21 protein-coding genes are annotated in these 21,117 nt (G+C 66.8%); 10 read left to right on the forward strand and 11 right to left on the reverse strand.

The window, feature by feature from the left end:
- The first annotated feature begins 92 nt into the window (after positions 1-92).
- On the forward strand, positions 93-1,517 hold the full coding sequence (locus tag OG326_RS29970) for a cytochrome P450 (protein ID WP_327140490.1): 1,425 nt from the start codon (positions 93-95) through the stop codon (positions 1,515-1,517).
- A gap of 47 nt (positions 1,518-1,564) precedes the next feature.
- Here the strand turns inward: OG326_RS29970 and OG326_RS29975 are convergent, their stop codons facing one another.
- Positions 1,565-2,665 (reverse strand): NAD(P)-dependent alcohol dehydrogenase, encoded by a 1,101-nt coding sequence (locus OG326_RS29975; RefSeq protein ID WP_327140491.1) that lies wholly within the window; start codon positions 2,663-2,665, stop codon positions 1,565-1,567.
- A gap of 199 nt (positions 2,666-2,864) precedes the next feature.
- Here OG326_RS29975 and OG326_RS29980 point away from each other — a divergent pair, with 199 nt between their 5' ends.
- Positions 2,865-4,385, forward strand: coding sequence for an FAD-dependent oxidoreductase (locus tag OG326_RS29980; protein ID WP_327140492.1), 1,521 nt, complete (start codon positions 2,865-2,867; stop codon positions 4,383-4,385).
- Here OG326_RS29980 and OG326_RS29985 read toward each other — a convergent pair.
- Positions 4,352-4,726 (reverse strand): cupin domain-containing protein, encoded by a 375-nt coding sequence (locus OG326_RS29985; RefSeq protein WP_327140493.1) that lies wholly within the window; start codon positions 4,724-4,726, stop codon positions 4,352-4,354. The two genes, OG326_RS29980 and OG326_RS29985, sit on opposite strands and share 34 nt — an antisense overlap.
- A gap of 32 nt (positions 4,727-4,758) precedes the next feature.
- On the reverse strand, positions 4,759-5,133 hold the full coding sequence (locus tag OG326_RS29990) for a cupin domain-containing protein (RefSeq protein ID WP_327140494.1): 375 nt from the start codon (positions 5,131-5,133) through the stop codon (positions 4,759-4,761).
- 83 nt (positions 5,134-5,216) lie between these two features.
- Here OG326_RS29990 and OG326_RS29995 point away from each other — a divergent pair, with 83 nt between their 5' ends.
- Positions 5,217-5,663, forward strand: a complete 447-nt coding sequence (locus OG326_RS29995) for a MarR family winged helix-turn-helix transcriptional regulator (RefSeq protein WP_327140495.1) — start codon at positions 5,217-5,219, stop codon at positions 5,661-5,663.
- 303 nt (positions 5,664-5,966) lie between these two features.
- Here the strand turns inward: OG326_RS29995 and OG326_RS30000 are convergent, their stop codons facing one another.
- The gene (locus tag OG326_RS30000; RefSeq protein WP_327140496.1) at positions 5,967-7,475 is read right to left on the reverse strand and encodes an HNH endonuclease signature motif containing protein; all 1,509 of its coding nucleotides are present in this window, start codon (positions 7,473-7,475) and stop codon (positions 5,967-5,969) included.
- A gap of 220 nt (positions 7,476-7,695) precedes the next feature.
- On the opposite strand from OG326_RS30000, the gene OG326_RS30005 reads away from it, so the two are divergent.
- Positions 7,696-8,169, forward strand: coding sequence for a cupin domain-containing protein (locus OG326_RS30005; protein WP_327140497.1), 474 nt, complete (start codon positions 7,696-7,698; stop codon positions 8,167-8,169).
- Between the two features lie 21 nt (positions 8,170-8,190).
- Here OG326_RS30005 and OG326_RS30010 read toward each other — a convergent pair whose 3' ends face one another.
- The 7 genes from OG326_RS30010 to OG326_RS30040 are packed head-to-tail and all read right to left on the reverse strand — an operon-like array spanning position 8,191 to position 15,075.
- Complete coding sequence (locus OG326_RS30010) at positions 8,191-9,135, reverse strand: ABC transporter substrate-binding protein (RefSeq protein ID WP_327140498.1); 945 nt, start codon at positions 9,133-9,135, stop codon at positions 8,191-8,193.
- A 23-nt stretch (positions 9,136-9,158) separates the two neighbouring features.
- Positions 9,159-10,328 carry an LLM class flavin-dependent oxidoreductase gene (locus tag OG326_RS30015; RefSeq protein WP_327140499.1) on the reverse strand — a complete coding sequence of 390 codons (1,170 nt, stop codon included), beginning with the start codon at positions 10,326-10,328 and terminating at the stop codon, positions 9,159-9,161.
- Entirely contained in the window at positions 10,325-11,422 is a 1,098-nt protein-coding gene (locus tag OG326_RS30020; RefSeq protein ID WP_327140500.1) for an LLM class flavin-dependent oxidoreductase, read from the reverse strand. Before OG326_RS30020 ends, OG326_RS30015 begins: the two co-directional genes overlap by 4 nt.
- On the reverse strand, positions 11,419-12,444 hold the full coding sequence (locus OG326_RS30025; RefSeq protein ID WP_327140501.1) for an ABC transporter substrate-binding protein: 1,026 nt from the start codon (positions 12,442-12,444) through the stop codon (positions 11,419-11,421). The genes OG326_RS30020 and OG326_RS30025 overlap by 4 nt, the downstream gene beginning before the upstream one ends.
- A 39-nt stretch (positions 12,445-12,483) precedes the next feature.
- A complete protein-coding gene (locus tag OG326_RS30030) occupies positions 12,484-13,179 on the reverse strand; it encodes an ABC transporter ATP-binding protein (RefSeq protein ID WP_327140502.1) in 696 nt (231 codons plus the stop codon).
- The gene (locus OG326_RS30035) at positions 13,176-14,042 is read right to left on the reverse strand and encodes an ABC transporter permease (RefSeq protein ID WP_327140503.1); all 867 of its coding nucleotides are present in this window, start codon (positions 14,040-14,042) and stop codon (positions 13,176-13,178) included. Before OG326_RS30035 ends, OG326_RS30030 begins: the two co-directional genes overlap by 4 nt.
- A gap of 1 nt (position 14,043) precedes the next feature.
- Positions 14,044-15,075 carry an NrtA/SsuA/CpmA family ABC transporter substrate-binding protein gene (locus OG326_RS30040; protein ID WP_327140504.1) on the reverse strand — a complete coding sequence of 344 codons (1,032 nt, stop codon included), beginning with the start codon at positions 15,073-15,075 and terminating at the stop codon, positions 14,044-14,046.
- 194 nt (positions 15,076-15,269) lie between these two features.
- Between OG326_RS30040 and OG326_RS30045 the strand changes: the two genes are divergently transcribed.
- The 6 genes from OG326_RS30045 to OG326_RS30070 all read left to right on the forward strand — a co-directional run bounded on the left by OG326_RS30045 (position 15,270) and on the right by OG326_RS30070 (position 21,078).
- On the forward strand, positions 15,270-16,025 hold the full coding sequence (locus tag OG326_RS30045; protein WP_327140505.1) for an IclR family transcriptional regulator: 756 nt from the start codon (positions 15,270-15,272) through the stop codon (positions 16,023-16,025).
- Positions 16,026-16,070: 45 nt separating this feature from the next.
- On the forward strand, positions 16,071-17,165 hold the full coding sequence (locus OG326_RS30050) for an LLM class flavin-dependent oxidoreductase (protein WP_327140506.1): 1,095 nt from the start codon (positions 16,071-16,073) through the stop codon (positions 17,163-17,165).
- Positions 17,162-18,523 (forward strand): NtaA/DmoA family FMN-dependent monooxygenase, encoded by a 1,362-nt coding sequence (locus tag OG326_RS30055; RefSeq protein ID WP_327140507.1) that lies wholly within the window; start codon positions 17,162-17,164, stop codon positions 18,521-18,523. The genes OG326_RS30050 and OG326_RS30055 overlap by 4 nt, the downstream gene beginning before the upstream one ends.
- A 137-nt stretch (positions 18,524-18,660) precedes the next feature.
- Entirely contained in the window at positions 18,661-19,494 is an 834-nt protein-coding gene (locus OG326_RS30060; RefSeq protein WP_327140508.1) for a GntR family transcriptional regulator, read from the forward strand.
- 13 nt (positions 19,495-19,507) lie between these two features.
- The gene (locus tag OG326_RS30065) at positions 19,508-20,938 is read left to right on the forward strand and encodes an amidase (protein ID WP_327140509.1); all 1,431 of its coding nucleotides are present in this window, start codon (positions 19,508-19,510) and stop codon (positions 20,936-20,938) included.
- Positions 20,935-21,078: a hypothetical protein gene (locus tag OG326_RS30070; protein ID WP_327140510.1), complete on the forward strand. Its 144-nt coding sequence runs from the start codon at positions 20,935-20,937 to the stop codon at positions 21,076-21,078. The genes OG326_RS30065 and OG326_RS30070 overlap by 4 nt, the downstream gene beginning before the upstream one ends.
- The last annotated feature ends 39 nt before the right edge of the window (positions 21,079-21,117 follow it).

Genomic DNA, 21,117 nt, shown 5'->3' on the forward strand with positions numbered 1-21,117 from the left:
ACAAACTGGTGACATGCGCAGTCATTGGTGACAGTCGTCACCAGTTGAGCGCGGAGCGACACGATGCGGTGTCGACCCAAGGAGGGTCCGGTATGTCCACACTCATACCCGAAGCTGCTGAGCAGCACTACAGTTCGGCACGGCCGAGCAAACGCACCCGCACTTCGACCGCGACGCTGGAGGCCTTGACGGTCGGACTCGACGTCCAGGCCGGGATCTTCGGCCGGGCCAAAGACACTGATCTGCTGCGATTCCGGGCGGGCACCCGGCGGTATGCGGTCCTGAACCATCCCGACTACGTCGACCATGTATTGCACGGGGGCCGCCTGAAGTACGAGAAGGCCTTCGAATACGAAATGCTGCGCGCGATCCTGGGCATCAGCCTCTTCACCGATGAGGGCGAGTCCTGGCAGCGGCACCGGACACTGCTCAATCCGATGTTCGCCAGACGGCATCTCCACGGGCTGCTCGATCTGATGGTCGAGCCGATCGCCGAAAGCATCGCCGCGCTCGACACCGGGCCCGCCCGCGCCGAGATCGATATGGTCGGCGAAATGGTGCAGCTGACCCTGAACGTTGTCGGCAGCGCACTGTTCGGCCAGCAGTTCGGCCATATCGCGCAACGGATGTCGGGCCTGGTCACCGGCGGACTGCGGTTCGCCGAGCGGCTGGAGCGGCTGTTCGTGGTCGCCGCGCCACCGAAGTCACTGTGGCGGGCCGCGGCCCGGGTCGCCTTCACGCCGATTCCCCTGCCGCCGCCGCTGCGCAAGATCCAGCACATTGTGCGCACTCTCGACGCCGAGGTCTGGCGCGTGGTGACCGACCGCTACGAAAACCCCACCGACAGTCCGGATCTGCTGAACCATCTGCTCACCGCCGCCGATTCCGAAGGAACACTGCAACTCAAGCGCGTCCGGGACGAGGCGCTCACCTTCATGCTCGCCGGCCACGAAACCACCGCCAATGCGCTGTCGTGGATGTGGTACCTGCTGGCCCTCAACAGCGAAGCCCGCGAACGCATGCTGACGGAGGTCGACACCGTCCTACAGGGCCGCACCCCGACCGTCGAGGATCTGCCGAAACTATTGTGGACCTCGGCCTGCGTGCAGGAGGCGATGCGATACTTCTCCCCCGCGTGGACAATTCCGCGGGTCGCCATCGAGGACGATGTCATCGACGGCCATCACATCCGGCGCGGCACCACGGTCATCGTGCCCTCCCACTTCATCCACCACGACGCGCGGTGGTGGCCGGAACCGGAACAATTCGACCCGTCCCGCTTCCTCCCCGGCGCGGGCAAGGGCCGCCCCCGCTCGGCCTACCTGCCGTTCGGCGGCGGCCGGCGAATCTGCATCGGCTCGAGTTTCGCACTCATGGAATCCGTGCTCATCACCGCAATGTGGAGCCAGCACTACGTTTTCGACCTGGTCCCCGGATTTCCGGTCGAACCGGAGGCGACATTGACCCTGCGCCCCAAGCACGGCCTGCGAATGGTCGCCCGGCGTCGCGAGACGTGACGACCCTCGGCACAGCGTGCACCGCGCCGAGGGTCATGTGGCACCGCTCAGTCGGCGGTGGGGAGCACCAGGATCGGCTTGATGGTCGCACCGATTTCGGCGTCGTGCATGGCCGTATTGATTTCGGAGAAGGGGTACTGGCGGGAGATCTTCTCGATCGGGAACTTGCCCGCGCGATGCCATGCGATCAGCTGCGGGATGAATTCCTGTGGGTCGCAACTGCCTTCGATGCAACCGCGCACGGCCTTGCCGTTGCCGGTGAGGTGGCCGATCTCGAATTCCATGGCGGCCTCGCCGAGGCCGACCAGGACCAGCGTGCCGCGCGGCGCGAGGGCCAGCAGGGCGTTGGCGATCACGGGGTTGGCCGCGGTGGTGTCCAGTGCGAAGGTCGCACCGCCACCGGTGGCGGCCTGCACCTGGGCGACAACGTCTTCGGCCGCACCGTCGATCACCGTCGACGCACCCAGTTCCTTTGCCACAGCGAGTCTTTCGGCGGAGAGATCCACCGCGACCACATTCTCGACGCCGAGCGCACGCGCGGCCAGCAGCGCCGACATGCCGACACCGCCGGCGCCGAAGATCACGATGGACTCGTGCGGGGCCGGGCGCATCACATTGGCGACCGCACCGGCGCCGGTCTGCACGCCGCAGCCGAAGGGGGCGCAGGCGACCAGATCCACATCGTCGTCCACCACCACCACATTGCGGCGGCCGACCAGTACGTGGGTGGCGAAGCTGGACTGGCCGAAGAACGCGCCCATGACCCGCTCGCCGCCGATGCTCAGCGGTGAGGTGAAGTCGGTGCGGCCGCCGGAGGTGTTCAGCATGACGAACTGCTCGCAGTACGAGGGCGCGCCGGTGGTGCACTGGGTGCACGTGCCGCAGCTGCCGTAGGTCAGCAGTACGTGGTCGCCGACCTTCACATCGGTCACGGCCGAGCCGATCTGCTCGACAATGCCCGAGCCCTCGTGGCCCAGGACGATGGGCAGCTCGGGCGGGAAGACGCTCTTGGTCACCAGGTCGGTATGGCACACGCCGGTGGCGACGATGCGCACCACGACCTCATCCGCGCGAGGCTCCTCGAGGGTGATGGTTTCGAGCGCGAGCGGCACTTGCGCTCCACGCGCGACCGCGGCAGTGATGTCCATCCGGACACTCCTTCCCAAAAGACGGCGAAGTGACTTCTCACGCCGATCACCTGCACCATAGGGCGGGGAACCACCTCAGATATAGAACACGTTCCACTCACCGGGGCGATACGTTGCCACATTCGGGCTGCCTGCGTAACCCCGGCCCCGCATACTCGAGACCATCCCCCACCTTCGCGACCCATCCGAAGGAGTCCTGATGGACCTCACCGCACCCATCTGCGTCGTCGGCGCCGGGCAGAGCGGCATCCTCGCAGCCGCGAAACTACGCGATCTCGGCTACCGGAATATCGATATCCTCGAGGCTGGTGCGCAGCTCGGCGGCTACTGCCAGACCGCCGAGGCGGAGGGCGAAATCTATGATTTCCAAGCACATCTCATCATTCAGCAGGACTTCGGCGAGGATGCGGCAGGAACCGCGATCGATGAGCTGATCGGTAAGCATCCGGTGGAGACGCAGGTCGAAGCGCTGCACTTCGTGGCCGAAACCGATTCCGGCAAACCGGGATTGACCGTTCCGCCGCACTTCCTACCGCTGTTCCGGACGCTGACGCCCGAACAGGCGGCCGATCAACTGGCCGAGGCGTGGAACCTGATCGAGCGAGCAATCCGGGACAAGCGAGGACCGGGACTCAGCGGATTGGCCTTCGATCGGATCCCCGGCGAGACGTGGGAGACGTACCGGGCGCGCCACACCCCACTGGTCGGTGAGATTCTGCAGGGGCTCACGCTGTACGCGAATATGCGCAGGCCCCGGCAGCCCGCCGAAACCATCATCAATATCAATGCGCATATCTCGGGTCATGTTTCGCAGTTGGCGAAGATGATCCTGTCGCTCTACCCGGCGCAGAAGCAGGCGCTGCTCGAGCGAATGCCGCAGTCGCTGCGCGCGCAGATGAACTCTCGCAGGCCGGTCACCGTGGCCTTCCGGCACGGATTCATCAGTTTCATTCGGCAGATCGTCGACGACTGCCGACTCGAAGTCAGCGTCGACAGCACAGTGACCTCTATCGAACCTGTTCCGGGAGAGGGTGTTCGGGTTACGTACACGGCAGGCGGTGAGAATCGCAGTGCCATGTATTCACGCGTGGTGGTGACAGCACGTCCCGCCCAAATTCGGGATATCTTCCCCGCCGGGGCTGTTCACGAACTCTTCGCCGAGCGGAACTGTCCCCGAACCTGGACCCGCAGCTATCTGATCAAGGTCCGGGAGGAGCTTCTCACCTTCCCGAGCCGATCGAATTCCCCTGAGCCTCTCGGCTTCTGGCTGCTGGAGCCGTATGGCAGCTACACCGACTCCGATCCGGAACAAGCCCTGCACCGCATCACCGCCGCCAACAAACAGCACCCCGGTCCGTACTGGATCTGCTTCAGCAATTCCGACACCTCGATAACGGATGCCCAGGCCTGGGCGCTCGCCAAAGAGGGGCTGTTCCTGTTCGACGACCCGGAACTCGTCGCCGAGACCATTGCCGAATGGCCCGCCTACCCCAGCGCGACCGCGGTCCGCGAAGGCTGGTTCGAGCGGGTGTCGGATATCCAGGGCCGGGACGGCATCTACTTCGTCGGCGAAATCCTCTCCGGGCCGACCGCAGAATGCATCAGTTCCTTTGTCCGCGAAGTGATCCCGTCCTGGTTCGGCCCGGAAGGCGACACCCCTGATCCGCCGCCCGGCCCGGCGGCGGATCAGCGCGCCCAGGGAGCGACAATCGGCGGCTGACCGGGGATGAGGCCCTGCCCGCCGACGGGCAGCACCACGATCGCCTCGAACGGTTCATCGTTCGGATTGGACATGGCGAACGACTGGTGCGCGGGCACGATGAATGCGTCTCCGGCTGCGACCGTGAGGATTTCGCCGTCCATGGTGACATTCATCGTGCCGGACAGCGCGATGAAGATCTCCTCGCGAGTCAGTGCGTGCGCCGGCGCGTCCACGCCCGGTTTGATGGTCAGTCGCCATGCGCTGTTCTCGGTGGAACCACGACTGGGTGCGGCCAGGCCGATGAAGCTCGCGTGGTCGTTCTCGAAGCGCGGGGCGCGGTCGGCGGTGATGTGCGGCATGACTCTCCTGTGTAATCGACTGCGAATGTGGACTATTGGGCCCAGGGTGGGCTGACCCGGTCGCCACCGGGAGCCTGGGCGTAGGCGCCGACCGGCAGGATCGCGACGGCCTCGAACGGTTCGTCGCCCGGCACGGACACGTGGAAGACGGTGTGCGCCGGGATCACCAGGGCATCGCCCGCACAGAAGTCGCGGGTTTCGCCGTCGATGGTGGCGCGGGCCCGGCCGGAGAGGGCAATGAAGATCTCCTCCCGCGAGACCGAGTGTGCGTGACCGGGGTTGCCGGGGTGCATGATGAAGCGCCACACGCTGTTCTCGGTGGAGCCTCTGCTGGGGGCGGCCAGGCCGACGGCGGTCATGAGGGGACCTTCGAAGACGGGTGCGTCAGCGGATTTGATGAGTGGCATGCTGTGACTCCTAGTATTCAACCAAGGTGTTCAACTATGGTGTTCAACTAGAGTTGAACACATCGAGGGAAGGAGCGTCAAGGATGGATTTCGGGGTCCTGCTCGGGCAGGCGTATCAAGCCTTCGTCCAGGAGCTGCACACGCATCTGGCCGAGCGCGACCATCGCGTCCTCGGCGCTTCCTACGGCTATGTCCTGCGGACTCTGGCCGAGAATGCGCTTACCGCAAGCCAGCTGGGAGAGCGCCTGGGTATCACCGCGCAGGGCGCGGCCAAGATCGTCGACGAGATGGTCCGCCACGGCTATGTGGAGCGGCGTCCGGACCCGGCCGACAAACGCGCCAAACTCCTGCACCTCTCGGCTCATGGCCACGACATGCTGAACACCGTCCGCCGATTTCACGCCGATTACGAGCAGAAGCTGATTGCCCGAGTGGGCAAAGAACACGTAGAGGCAGTGAGAGCGGTGCTGACCGAAATCATCGACACCACAACCGATTCCGGGACCGAACGGCTCTTCCGACCACTATAGAATTCGGCATGGAAAACGTCGGTGCACCTGGGTTGATTGTGCCGAAAGGCGGTGTTGGGTTTCTGGGTGCGGGCAGGGCCCGAGATGGCTGTGCTGGTGGCGTCAGGTGGGGTACCCGGTTTACCTCCCGGGCCAAGGGGAGGTACCTGCGGTACCGGCTCGGTCGACCGGCTGTGGTCCGGTTTCAGAGACACAGGACGAAAAAACCAAAGACTCAAAGAACAAAACCCCGAAATACCCTGTCCGGCAACGACCTGTAGCACCGACAGGATGATCCTGTCGGTGACACAAGGGGCGGGAAACCTATTGTCGCGGTGACGGTGGGGCGACCCGACGCAACACCCGGTACCGCACCGGGGACAACCCCCAGGCACGACACACCCGGCCAGGGCGCAGCGACGGCGGAGCCTCACCCATCAACTCGCCAGGGTGATGCAGGTGATTGACCTGCGGAGTCCCGGACGGATCCACATGCGCGGGCGCGATCCACGCCGTACGACCCGGGAAGTCCGAATCCGCACCGAGTTTGATCGTCTTCCACCCGCGCGGGCCGCCCTTCACCAGGGCATGGCAGTGATCGCAGGCGAGAGTGAGGTTCTCGATATCGGTGCGCCCACCCTTGCAGAACTCGGTCACATGATGCACCGCCGCCATGCTCGCCGGAGCCGAGCAACCCGGACGGGTGCAGCCGCGTTCGGTAGCGATCAACGCCAACCGTTGTGCCGGGTTCGCCAGGCGGGCTTCGCCCAGGTGCAGGGGCATGCCGTCCTTGTTCTTCACCAGCACGAACGTCTTGGACCGGCGGGCCACCAACTTCAACGCCTCAGGAACGGGCACCGTCCCACCGGTCGCGGTGGTCGCGACCCCGGCGACGCGTTCCACGTCTTCGATGCTCATGGTGAGGATGGTCGAGACGGGCAGGCCGCGGTGGGAGCCGAGCTTGGCGGGGTTGAAGTCCGGGTGCAGCACCGCCAAGAGGGCATCGTGCTGGCGTTGGACCTTGGTGCGTTCGTCGCGGGCGGCGCAGGCTTCGAGTACGTCCCGGGGTATCGGGTTGTCCTCGTCCTCGGCCCAGGGGCTTTCCTTGTCGGCGGGGTTGCAAATGCCCGGGCGCGCCAGCTTGGCCATCACCGCATCGAACGCCCCACGCGCATCAGGGGTGAGTTCGACGGTGAGGGTGGACATCAGGTCGTAGCGTTGCGGGCTCGCACTCGCCGACCGCAGCCGTTGGCGGTCGTCGTCATCGGTGAGTTTGCCGTCGGGGTCGAGGTAACCGAGGATCCGCTCTCCGATCCGAGGCAGATGCGTCGGATCCAACGCGCGCGCTTGCCGGGCCAGTTCTTCTTCGGCGTAGGCGCGGGCTTCGGCGGGGATTTTGCTGGGCAGCCGGTTCATGACCTGCCGGATCACCCGCACATGGTCGAGGGAGATCGCCCCGTCATCGAGAGCCTGGGCCGAGCACGGCAGTATCGGGGCCGGGTCGGGTTCGTCACCGACGCGGTGCCAGACGGCGAGGTCTTCGGCGGTGCGCCACCGGTTGATCGCGTCCCCGTGCGAGATGTGCAGCACCGCTTGCAAATACAGGGCCGGGCTCCCGGAACCGTTCTTGGTGGGCAGCGACCGGGCACACGCTTGCACGATCAGGTCCCGTTGCACGGATGCCAACCGGCGGGTGCTGGTTTCGATCTGCTGCATCAACTCGACAATGTCGGTGTCGGGCAACGGAATCAACGACATAGTGGTGAGGGAATCGACCGCCGCGACCAGTGCGGCTGCACCGGTCGTGATTGCGGTTTCTTCCCTTGATTCCATGCCTTTATTCTACTCCGGGGAAACAGACCCGGAAAGGCGAATCACGTTGTGATATAAGGCTATTCAGAATATTCGGGTTTTATCTTTTGTTCTTGTTCTTATGTCTTGCTCTCTTCTTGTCCAGGCGTCTTTTATCTTGTTCTTTATCCGAACCACCACCAACCTCTTCCCACCCGAACAACTACGATGAAGTCCGCGGCGAATCGAAGGGCGGTATGTGATGGCGGATGCTAATGACTGGCGTGAACACGGCGTACGTGTGGTCAGGGCCGATCAACTGGATTCGAATACGCCGCAGACTCCGGGGATGACCCGGGCGGCGGCCATCGATGCTGCGCGGGTGGGTGCGGAGCGGCTGTGGGCCGGGACGGTCACGATTCATCCGGATGCCAAGACCGGGGCGCACCATCACGGGGCGCTGGAGAGTGTGATCTACGTACTTCGGGGACGCGCTCGAATGCGGTGGGGTGAGCAGTTGGAGTTCGTCGCGGAGGCGGGGCCCGGGGATTTCATTTTTGTCCCGCCGTATGTGCCCCACCAGGAGATCAACGCCAGCACCGAGGAGCCGCTGGAATGCGTGCTGGTGCGCAGTGGAAGCGAGGCCGTGGTCGTCAATCTCGATATAGAACCGGTGGAGCGGCCCGACGCCGTGTACTGGGTCGATCCGCTCCACCGCGAGCCTACTGGGGACTGATGTCGCCCAGAAGCTGAAGGATTAGACGGCTGCGCTGGACTTGGTGGCCTCGACCGCCTCGCCGATCCACGGCAGCACCGCGTCGCGGACGCGAATCGTCTGCGGCAGCAGCCCATTCGCCGCCAGCAGATCGGCCGCGTGCTGCTGCTCGTCGAGGAACTGCTCGGTCACCGCGTTGACGCCGAAGGGACGGCCGCGCAGGGCGGCTTCCCAGGCGTCGAGGTCGGCCTTGCCGCCACGGGCGACAACATCGTCGACGAAGTACTGGGCCGCCTCGCGCGGGTTGGCGGTGATCCAGGCGTCGGACTCCTGCAGCGACGCGATAATCGCCTCCAGCGCTTCGCGATTGTTCTCGGCCACATCGCGACGGGTGAACCACAGCGACGGGTGGCTGAAGACCGATTCGGTATCGACCAGGGTGTGCAGTTCGGTGGCGGCTTCGACGTCGGCCAGGCTGGGGTACGCGCCGACCCAGGCATCGAGGTCGCCGGACAGCAGGGCGGCGCCGTCACGCACATCGGTATCGATGGGTTCGACGTCGGACCAGGTGAGACCGGCCTGCTCCAGGGCGAAGAGCAGCAGCGTGGTCTGCCAGGAACCGTGCGCGATGCCGACCCGCTTGCCCTTCAGATCCGCCGGGGTGCGAATTCCGCTGTCCGCCTTGGTGACCAGACGGCCGTTCTCCACCCGCGGGCCCGAAATGCCGACGTACACGAGGTCGCGGCCATTGGCCAGACCGGTGACCGGCGGGGTGAAACCGGTGCCGATGAAGTCGTAGCCGCCCTCGGTGAACAGCCAATCCGAGTGCAGCGACGGCAGACCCGTCTTCGGGTCGACGCGCTCGGTGGCCGGCAGAGCACGCAGGTCGACCCATTCCACATCGGGCAGGCGGGTTTCCAGAATGCCGCGGTGGCGCAGGACGAACAGGGAGTTGTTGTGCGGGAAATAACCGACACGAAGGGACATGAATGCTCCTGGGATCGAAGTGGTTAGCGGGAGAAAGACAGTGCTGCTTCGGAATTCGGCGCGGTGAGGCGGGAACGGCCCAGTAGCGGCAGGACCTCCTCGCCGACCCGGTACGCCTCCTCCAGATGCGGATTGCCCGCGAGAATGAAGGCGTCCACGCCGAGGTCGATCAGTTCGTCGAGGCGCTCGGCGACCTGCTCGTAACTGCCGACCAGGCCGAAGGCGGGGCCGCCGCGAATGAGGCTGAAGCCGCACCACATATTCGGCTGTACCTCGAGATCGTGGTAGCCGGTGATGGTTTCGGGCACCCAGCCCTTGATGCGCGCCGCGCCGACGGAGTCGCCCTGGGCGGCCCGATTCGCCGCGTCACGGTCGACGAAGGCCCAGCCCTTCTCGATTTCCGCCCAGGCCGCCTCCTCGGTGTGCCGGGCGACGATATCGATGCGCACCGCGAACTTCGGTGTGCGTCCGAAGGTTTCGGCGTGCGCACGGGCCCCGTCGAACTTGGCACGCAGATCGGCATACGGCTCGAGCCAGGACAGGTAGTAATCCGAGTGGCGGCCCGCCGCCTGCACGGCTGCGCCCGACGACCCGGAGAAGTACACCTCCGGAAACGGCTGACCTGCCAATCCCGGTGGCAGCGCGGCGCCTTCGGTGTGGAAGAACCGGCCGTCATAGTCGTACGGTGCACCGTCCCACACGCCGCGCAGCACATCCAGGAACTCACTGGTGCGCGCATACCGGTCATCGTGGGAAACCTTGTCGCCCCACCACAATTGGGCAGGACCGCCGCCCCCGCTGATGATGTTGTAGACCAGCCTCCCCCCGGTGGCCCGCTGCAGACTCGCCGACATACGCGCCGCCTGCACCGGATGCAGGAACCCGGGCTGGAACGCGACCATGAACCGGTAGGTGGTGGTTTCCCGGGCCAGCGCGGCGGCCACCGCCCACGGGTCATCGGTGACCGGGAACGACGGCAGCAGCCCGCCGAGGAATCCCGCCGACTCCGAAGCCTTTGCCACAGCGGCCATATGGTCGATATAGCCGTACCCGTCGAGTTCGCCGTCACGGATGGCGGGAGCGATATTGCCGGGTCCGTAACCACCCGCGTGCCCGCGGTTGGACCGGCGCGGGGTGCGCAGCGACGCGTGGTCGCCCTCCATGCCGATGCGCCAGTAGATGTCGATGGTCATGCCGTGGCCTCCTGGGCGGCCAGGGTGCGCCCGGCCGGATCGACGAGATGCAGCAGGTGTTCGCCGGTGCGGTGCACTTCCTCGATATGGGGATGCCCGACGAGCACGAAGGATTCGATTCCGGCCTCGATATAACCCGAGAGCCGCTGCGCCACTTGCTCATAGCTTCCGACGAGGCCCACCGGCTGGGAGTAGCCGAGTTCGGCGAATCCGGCCCAGCGGCCGTCGCCGAGAGCCAAGTCGCCGGACGGGTCTTCGGGGTGCACCTCGCGCCACTGGCGGTGCGCTCGCGCCCACGCCTCCTGCTCGGTTTCCCTGGCGATGACCGGGATTTCGAGCCCGGCCCGCACGGTCCGCCCCGCGGCCGCCGCACGTTCGCGCAGCTCCGTAACCGATGCCGTGATGCCGTCCGGTGTTTCGGTGAACACGTGCACATCGCCGTGCCGCGCCGAAAGCTCCAGCGCCTGCGCCGACGTGCCGGAAAGGTACACGGTCGGGAACGGCAGCCCGGACAGAATGCCGCGGAAGCCCCCGTCGATCACATCGAAGTACTCGCCGTCGAATTCGAAGCCGGTGCCCTTGAATCCCGCACCGGGGACCGGGGTTTCGTTCCATACCCCCCGCGCCACGGTCAAGAACTCGGCGGCGCGCGCGTAGCGGTCGTCGCCGGTGACCCGATCGCCCCGCGCCCGGGCATCGGCTTCCTCGGTCTCCACGGCGATCCGCCACGACAATCTGCCCCGGGAAATCTGCTGCAGCGTCGCCGATACCTTCGCCGCATACACCGGAGTACCGAAGGCGGGCTGGAATTCGACGATCACGCGGGCGTGCCGGGTGGCGCGCAGCGCCCCGCCCGCCACGATCCACGATTCCTCGCCGAGCGGATCATAGGGGGCCAGTACGCCGTCGAGACCGGAAAGCTCTGCGGCATCGATGATCTGGTGCAGGTCATCGAACGGTCCGAACCGGCCCGGACGCACATCGGTGGCCGGGGTGACCGGCGCGGGCCCGCCGAAGCCGCCGCGATGTCGCGTCGCCGCCCCGGCATGCCGCCCGTCACCCTGGGTGGGCAGCCGCCACAGGAACTCGGTCACGCGAGCACCTTCCCCGACTCGACGAGCTCACGGGCCCGCTCCAAAGGCTCACGGGCGACCCAGGATTCAAGGTCGAAGTCAGCGGCCAGGAAGCCGTGCGTGTACAGGAACTGCTTCTGGATCCCGATCAGCTCGACGCGCTCATCCGACAGCGACGGGTGCAGATCCTTGTGGAAGTTCTCGCCATAGGCCGCGACCACACCTTCGGGGCCGGACAGGGTTTCGCGCTGCAGCACCTCGCGCACCGCCTCGAGGTTGCCCGCAGCCCAATCGGCGGCGCGCAGGCTCTGCGCGAGGAATCCGATCACGACCTCGGGCCGCGATTCCAGCAGATCCGCATGCACGGTAATGGGGCGCGGAGTGCCATTGTTGACCCGCAGCCGCTTGCTCTCGGTGGCGTCGAGATCGACCGCGACCCGCAGCCCGTGCTCCCGCGCGACCTCCTGTGCCCGCGCGCCCTTGACGTAGATGGCATCCACCTCGCCGCGCAGCAACTCCTCCACGCCCCACGTCGTCATGCGGCCCTCGGCGCGGGCCGCGGTGCGCACCTGCGGGTTCCGCTCCGTGCCGACCTCGACGACGGTCACATCGGCGAGGGTGAGCCCGCCCAGGCGCAGCGCGCTCGCGAAACCGTGCAGCGCCATGGCGCGGGGGAAGCTGCGGGCCTGGTCCTGCGCCCAGGCGGGGACGCCCACCCGCAGTCCGGCGAGTTCGGCCGGACCGGCAACCTCGGCATCGGGCCCGACGAGAATGGCCTGCGCCTCGTCGATCCAGGTCAGTCCGATCAGCCGGGTCGGCGAGCCTTGCGCACGAGCCGCGAGAGCGGGCACATTGCCGCCTTCCCGGACCAGGCCGGACAGATCATGCAGGAAATGGTGCGCGGCCAGTTCGGGCCCGGCGTCCTGCAGGACACCGAATTCCAGTCCGGCCGCACCGGCGGTCTCGCCCAGCCAGCCGAGGCTGTTCGCGAGACCGCTGGCGGTGGGGACGGGGCAGCGGGTGTACCAAAGGGTTTCGGTCATGAGCGCTCCTGATAAGACGAAGGTGTCAGCAGCCGGGTCTCAGTGGACGCCGAGCTGATCGAGGAATTCGGTGCGGTAGCGGATGGTTTCGGGATCCGCGCGGTCCCGGGGATGCGGGAGGTCGATGGTGAGATCGACGGCGAAGCGACCGCGGTCGAGAATCAGCACCCGGTCGGCCAGGCGAATCGCCTCGTCGACATCGTGGGTCACCATCAGCACGGCCGGACGGTGCCGGGCGACCAGATCGCCCACCAGATCCTGCATCTGCAATCGGGTGAGTGCGTCCAGAGCCGCGAAAGGCTCGTCCAGCAAAAGCAATTCGGGTTCCCGGACGAGCGCGCGGGCCAGCGCCGCCCGCTGCGCCTCACCGCCGGAGAGGGTGGCCGGCCACTGCCGGGCCTTGCCGTCGAGATTCACCTCGGCGAGCGCCCGCAGCCCCGCCTCCCGATTCTCGCGAGAACGGCGCTGGCCCACAACAACATTGCCCAGCACGCGCTTGGAGGGAATGAGTCTCGGCTCCTGATAGACGGTGGTGCGCCGCGCCGGTACCAGCACCTCCCCCGCGTCCGGGACCTCGAGCCCGGTGAGCAGGCGCAGCAGTGTCGTCTTACCCGTGCCGCTGGGCCCGAGCAGTACCACGAACTCACCGCGCCGAATGGTGAGATCAACACCGTCGAGAACGGTCTTGTCGCCGAACGACTTCCGCAATCCGGTGATCGATACGGCGGTGCTCATCGAATCGCCACCTGTTTGCGCCACGGCATCGAGAACTTCTCGATGATCCGCACCACGACGTCGAAGATCAGGCCCAGCGCCGCGTACAGCACGACGCACAGCACCATGTAGTCGGTGCGGTTGTATTCCTGCGCCAGCGTCACCAGATAGCCGACACCCTCTCGGGTACCGACCTGTTCGGCCGCGATGAGCCCGGTAATGCTGATGGACAGGCAGACTCGCAGCGCCATCAGAATTCCCGGCAGCGCCGAAGGCAGGATCACCTCGAGCACCAGCCGCGGCCCGCGCAGGCCGAAACTCCGTGCCGCCTCGACCATTTTGCGATCCACATTGCGGACACCGAGATAGGTGTAGGCGTACATCGGCGCGATGGTCGCGACCGCGATCAGCAGCACCTTGTACGTCTCGTCGATGCCGAACCAGGCGATGAACAGCGGCGCCAGCGCCAGGAAGGGCACGGCGCGCACGATCTGCATGGTCGAATCGACGAGTTCCTCACCGAGACTGGACAACCCGGCCAGCAGGCCGAGCACCAGCCCGGCGCTCACACCCAGGCCGACACCGGCGGCCGCACGCGTGAGCGAGGCCAGCGCGAAATCCACCAGCTGACCGCTGGAGGCCAGCTCGGTGAAGGCCGCCCACACCTTGGGCGGTCCGGCGAGCACCTGCGGCGAGACCGTCCCGGTCGCCGAGGCGATCCACCAGGCGGCGAAGATCAGCGCGGGCAGCAGGAACCGCAGTGGTACGGAAAGCCATGCGGGCCTGCGCCGTTCGATCCGGCTGCGCGGCGGGGCCAGCACCGGATCGGCGCGTACGGGCTCAGCGCGGACGGGGTCGGTGACAGCTCCCGAGATCACCGCCATATCAGCTGCCCACCTTGACCGCCGCCAGTTGCTCCGGCGTCAGCTTGGACTGCAGGTCGTAGAAGATATCGCCGGCGGTGATCTGGCGGGTGATCACACCATTGCCGAAGAACGTAGTGACCACGTCACCCAGATCCGACGCATCAGCGGTGGAGGGCAGGCGCGGCACGGTGGCCTCGCTGCCGACACGGACAGCGTCCGCGAGCCGCGCGCCGGAAAGCGCTGTGGGGCCGGTCTTGTCGAAGACATTCTCGAAGTCGGCCGGATTGGCCCGCTGCTTGGCCGTAAGTCCCTGCAGCACTTGGAGATACTTGGCCGCGATCTCGGGATGCTGGTCGAGCACCTCGGTGCGGAACACCACGACGCTGTTGTCCTTGGAGCCGATGCTCTTCTCGGTGGCGATCTCGACGCCGCCGTTGGCCTTGGCCTCCTGGTACGGGATCAGGAACGAGGCCCAGGCGTCGATCTTCCCGCTGGCGAAGGCGGAGGCGGCGTCCTTCTGCTGCAAGGGAACTCGCGTCACCTTATCGGCGGGGATGCCCGCCTGCGCCAGCGCCTTGAGCAGGATGTACTCGCCCTTGGCGGCGGGATTCACCGCGACGCGCTTGCCCACCAGATCGGCGACCGTATGGATGCCGGACCCCGGTGAGGCGATGATTCCGCTCTGATCCTGACCGGCCGGGTCCTGCACCGCCACGATCCGCACGCCGACATCCTTGGACAGCGCACCGACCACGGGGCTGAAGGCCGCGCCGGAGACGTCGAGTTCCTTGGTATTGAACAACTTCAGCATGGAGCTGAAACCCGGTGTGGTGGGGACCCATTGGATCTTCACCCCGAGCGGCGCGAGCGCGGCATCGAAGGTGCCGTCCCGCTTGCCGACCGCGATCGGCCCCTCGTTGCCCGGGTCGACGACCTTGAGCACGATGGACGAATTGCCGCCACCACCGGAACCGGAGCTACACCCGGCGACGAGTGCGGCGATGGGGACGATCGCGATCGCGATACGCATGAGGGCTCGCCTGCGGGACATCGTGGAGGCTCCTGTTCCGGATTGTCGATCAATGCCTCCGCAGAGTAGGGACGGCGGTGGGGTCACGGCCAGGTAATGCTTTCCGAGGATTGGAAAGCTTGACAGCGCGATAATCCCTGCTATTAGCCTGGCTTTCCACCTATCGGAAAGCCGAACGGCCGCTGCGGGTCCGCGGCTGTGTTAGCGTCGGCCCCGTGGAAGCTTCCGGCGTACAGACCGTCGCCCGCGCCCTGTCCGTCCTGGACTGTTTCCGAGGCGGCGAAGAGCGCGGCGTCTCGGAGATCGCACGGCAGCAGGGGCTCGCCGTCAGCACCACCCATCGCCTGCTGGCCGCGCTGGTGCAGGCGGGCTTCCTGGAGAAGGACACCGTGTCCAGCCGGTACCGCATGGGCGGCACACTCGCCGAATACGGGCAGATCGCCTACCGGCAGCACCGCATCTATCTCGCGGAGCCGCATCTGGAACAGCTGGCCAATACCACCGGCGCCAGTGCGTCGGTGGCGACGCGGCACAATATCCACGCGGTACTGCTGGGCACCAGCCGCTGGCGGGAAACCGATGGTCACGCACTACAGGGCGTGCGCCTGCCGCTGCACGCCAGCGCCCTCGGCAAGGCGCTGCTGGCCTGGTCTGCGACCACCGATGACGAATTGCGCGGCCTCCCTTACGAAGAGGGCACCGAGCGCTCGGTCTCCGGCCCCGCCGAACTGCGCCGCGAACTGACCACCACCCGCGAACGCGGATACGCCTACAACGACGAGGAACTCGATCCCGGGTTCCGCACCATCGGGCTGCCCCTCCTCGATCCGCGCGACAGCGCCGCCCCGTGCCGCTTCGCGCTCGGACTGCGCGGGCCCATCACCCTGATGATTCCCGAGCGAGTGCCGTTCTTCGTGGAGCTGGCGAAGGTGACCGCACAGGAGATCGCGGCCAAGTTCGGATCACGCTGACGGCAACCGTGGCGACCGTCGCCAAGTTCGACAATCGTCGAACGTATGGCGAGCGAAAGCGCAGTCCGGAAGAGCCTGTTCGCAGTGGGAATCGAGCTCGACGGCGAGGGATATCACCCGAGGGCGTGGCGTCGCGCCGGGCACGAGCCCACCCTGTTACTTAGCCCGCGCAGACTGCGCGCGCAGGTGGCCGCGGCCGAGAATGCCGGGTTCACCTTCGCGACCTTCGACGATTCGATCGCCCCCGCCGGTGAGATCGCGGGCCGGATCGACGCGATCGGCCGGGCCTCGTTCGTGGCGGCCACCACCAGCACCATCGGGCTGGTGCCCGTCGTCGCCACCACCTACGGCGAACCGTTCCATATCTCTACGCAGCTGGCGACTTTGGACTACGCCTCCCGAGGCCGTGCGGGCTGGCTCGCCGCCGATGACCCGGACACCGCGCGGACCTGGGGTGCGGCGCCGCGGGTCACCGAGGACGACATCCGGCACGAGCGTGGCGATGCCATCGAGGTCGCGCGGCGGCTGTGGGACTCGTGGGAGGACGATGCGGTGGTGCGGGACTATGCCGCCGGCAAGTTCCTGAACCGGGATCGGCTGCACCATATCGACTTCATCGGCGAGACGTTCTCGGTGAAGGGACCGTCCATAGTGCCGCGCCCGCCCCAGGGGCAGGTGGTGGTATTCGGTTACGGCACAGAGCAATCCGGCATCGACGTGGCGCTGGTGAGTGGCGCGCAGCCATCGGACGCGGTGGCGGCGGTACAGCGTGCGAGAGAGTCCGGGGCGGCGCGCGTGCTGGTCGATCTCACGGTCGCGCTGGACACGCCCACCGAGACCGCGGCCGAGCGACTGGCCGATCTCGGCTCCGATGTCACTACGAATCGCCCCGTCCCGCTGCACTTCTCGGGCAGTGCGGCCGATCTTGTCGTCTTGCTCACGGAGCTGTCCGCACACGCCGACGGCGTCCGCCTGCACCCCGTGGTTCTCGACGAGGACCTCCCCGTCCTCGCCCGCTATGTCCTGCCCGCCCTGCTGCGTGCGGGCATCGCGCACCGCCCCGTTCCCGGTTCGACTCTGCGCGCGAATCTCGGACTGTCCCGGCCTGCCAACCGTTACGCCAAGGAGCTCACGCGATGACCGAGGTCCCCTTCCCCGATGCCCGAGTGCATTTCGGAGTCTTCTTCCAGGGCGTCAACCACAGCACCGTCTGGTCCGATCCGAGCAGCGGCTCGCAGATCGACTTCGAGACCTTCCGCCGGGTGGCCACCACCGCCGAGCGCGGGCTCTTCGATGCCTTCTTCCTCGGCGAGGGCCTGCGCCTGCGCGAGCAGGACGGGCAATTGCTCGACACCGATATCGCGGGCCGCCCCGATGCGATCGCCCAGCTGGTGGCGCTGGCGGGGCTCACCGATCGAATCGGGTTGGTAGCCACGCAGAACACCACCTATAACGAACCCGCTGATCTGGCGCGGCGACTGTCCGGACTCGATCTACTCTCCGAAGGCCGGGCGGGCTGGAATGTCGTCACCACCGACAATGCCTGGACCGGCGAGAACTTCCGGCGCGGCGGGTTCCTGGACCACGCGCACCGCTACGAGCGCGCCACGGAATTCCTCACAACCGCCCGCGAGATCTGGGATTCCTGGTCCGACAGGGCGATTGCCCCGTCCCGGCGCAGCTCGTCCTGGCTGACACCGGGCGCGGTGCGGACCATCGAGCGCGATACCGATCATTTCCAGGTCGCCATCACACCGACTCTGCCGCGCAGTCCGCAGGGTCATCCGGTGATCTTCCAGGCCGGCGTCTCCTCCCAGGGCCGCGATTTCGCGGCGGCCCATGCCGAAGTCATCTTCTCGCCCTTCGGAACCAACTTCGAACCGGCTCGCGAATTCGCCGACGATATCCGGACGCGACTGGTCGCGGCGGGCCGTCCGGCCGACGATATCCGCATTCTGCCGGGCACCCAGATCGTGCTGGCCGAACGGGAATCGGAGGTAGAAGAGAAGAAGCGCTGGGTGCTGGAGCAGCAGATCACCGGTGCGACCGCACTATCGCTGGTCGGCCAGGTCTGGGGCCGGGATCTGTCCCATCTCGATCCCGACGGGCCATTGCCCGCGGAAGACCCTGAGCAGTCGGTGATTTCGGGCACCCGGGGCGCGCAACGCGACGGCCAGGATCGGGTCGCGATTGCCGGGCAGTGGCGCGAGCTCGCCGAATCGCGCGGACTGAGCCTGCGTCAGGTGGCCATCGAGACCACCGCGCGCTTCGGTTTCGCGGGCACCCCCGGGCAGGTCGCGGATGAGCTGACCCGCTGGGTCCGGCACGGTGCGAGCGACGGCTTCAATATCACCCCGTATCTGGTGCCGACCGGTTTGGACGACATTGTCGACTGGCTGATTCCGGAGCTGCAGGAGCGCGGCTCCTACCCCACCGAGTACACGGGCACCACGCTCCGCGAACATCTCCGATTGCGCCCGCCGCTCACTCGACGCTGACCTTCCGGCACCGCGAAACTCTCGCGGCGCCGGACAAATTCGCAGGTCAGAGCGGTCGCGCTACCACAATCGGTCGCGTAACTGGACATTTACGCCAGCTCCTTGTCGCGTAACGTGCCGATGGGCACAGTACGAATATGCCACCCAGCGAGCAGAGCCCCCGCCGAGCCGATGCGACCGAGCTCGCACAGGAACGGGCGCAATTCAACGTTCAGGTCGAGGAGTGCCTGCCCGCCTCCTCGCATCTGCTTGCCCGGCGGTTGCACGATCTGCTGCGCGCGGCCCTGCGCGACGGCGCGTTCGGCTCCGGCAAGCTGCCGAGCGAGCCCGAGCTGATGAATCAGTACCAGGCCTCGCGTGATGTCGTGCGTGAGGCGCTGGATCTGCTGCGTTCGGACGGTCTCGTCGAACGGCGGCGCGGGGTGGGCACCGTACCGGTCCGCGCCGACTACCTGGTCTCGGGAGCGCTTCCGCCGGAGGGCCGTTCGCTCGAGGAGCATCTCGCGCTGGGGCGCATCACCCCTCGACTGCTGCACTGGGCGTGGGTTCCGGCGCCCCGGGTGATCGCCGACCATCTCGACGGCACCGCCCTCGGCGAGGACTGCCTGTGCATCGAGTATGTGCTGCTGCTCGACCGGCGGCCGATCGCGCTGTTCACCAATTACCTGCGCGCTCCCGAAGCCGCCCGGGTCGACCTGACCACTTTCCGGGACGATTTCTACTCGCTGCTGCATGCCGGCGGCATCGACTTCACCACCTTCGATATCGGCCTCCAGGCCGCTTTGGCCGACGACTACGCGGCGGCGCTGCTGCATGTGCTGCCGGGCGAGCCGGTGCTGCTGGTGGAACAGACCATCCGCGATCGCAACGGGCAGGCGATCGACTATGCGCTGGGCACCTGCCGCAGCGAGATGCAATTGCGCATCGGCTCGATCCCCCGCATCGATCTGACCGGTGCACTCCCCCGCTGAACGAGGAGCAATCATGACCACAACAACAGTCCCCGTTGCCTTTTCGACGCTCACCGATGCGGCCGCCGCACTGCGCTCCGGGGCGGTGAGCGCGGTCGAACTGATCGAGGGCGCCCTTGCCACCGCCGATGCGGTCGACGGCAGTCTCGGCGTTTTCCTGGCCCGCTTCGACGAACGGGCACGGGCGCAGGCCGAGCGGGTGGACGCGAAGATCGCGGCAGGCGGCGAACTGGCTCCGCTCGACGGAATACCGCTGGGCGTCAAGGACATTCTCGCTCACGCTCACGCGTCCACCACCGCGCAGAGTCTGGTGCTCGCGCCCGAATGGGGCGCCGCCACCGGCGATTGCGCCGTGGTGTCCCGGCTGGAACAGGCCGGGGCGATCGTCACCGGCAAGACCACCACCATGGAGTTCGCGATCGGTGTTCCCGATCCGGATAAACCGTTTCCGGTGCCGCGCAATGCCTGGGACCTGGACCGGTGGGCCGGTGGATCCAGTTCCGGATCCGGATCCGGCGTGGCGGCGGGCATGTTCCTGGGCGCCATCGGCACCGACACCGCGGGCAGTATCCGAATTCCCGCCGCGTTCAACGGAATCACCGGTTTGAAGCCCACCTTCGGGCGGGTGCCGAAATCCGGTGTCGTCCCCCTGGGCTACACCCTCGACCATGTCGGGCCGATGGCGCGCTCGGCCGCGGACTGCGCGCTGCTGCTGTCGGTGATCGCCGGGCACGAGGCCGCCGACCCGTACAGCTCGCCCGCCGCGGTCGACGACTACTCCGGTGCGCTCACCGGCGATCTGCGTGGAATCACCATCGGCGTAGACGATCTCGACCGCTACGCCAATGCGGGCATCGACCCGGCCCAGCCGGAACTGTTCGCCGCGGCGATCGCCGCACTGCGCGAGGCCGGGGCGACCGTGGTGCCGGTGGAAGTCCCGATGTATCCGGAGGTGTCCGCGATCGATGTCGTGGTCATGCTCGCCGAGGCGCACACCTACCATCGCGAGGATCTGCGCACCCGCTGGAGCGATTACGGCCGCGGCACCCGCGTCATCCTCGCCGCGGGCGATGCGCTCAGCGCCTCGGATTACATTCAGGCGCAACGGGTTCGGCGCATCGCACAGCAGCGGATGGCCGCGCTGTTCACCGAGGTCGACCTGGTTCTCACCCCGACCGGCCATCTCGGCGCGCCACCGCTGGCCGCCATCGACCAGCTGCAGCCGCTGAATGTGCTTGCGTCCCTGCACACCCCGTACTGGAATCCGCTCGGCAATCCGACCCTCGCCGTGCCGATCGGCCTGTCGAGCGAGCACACACCGCTGTCGATGTCCCTCAGCGGCAGGCCCTTCGCCGAAGCCACCGTACTGCGCGCCGGCGATGCCTATCAGCGCCTGACCGACCACCATCTGCGCACGCCCGACCTCACGAAAGGCCTGTCATGACCGAATCCTGGTCCACCGATCCGGCGGAGAATGCCGCCGTCACCGCACTCGGCGAGGTGGTGCAGGCCATGGCGGCCATGCTGCACGGCGTCGAGGACACCCAGCACACCAACCCGAGCGGCGGATTCGTCCTCGGCTGAGAGCCGCCAAGCGTACTGCAGCAGTGCCCGCACCACCAT

The sequence above is a fragment of the Nocardia sp. NBC_01327 genome (assembly GCF_035958815.1).
Taxonomy (GTDB): Bacteria; Actinomycetota; Actinomycetes; order Mycobacteriales; family Mycobacteriaceae; genus Nocardia.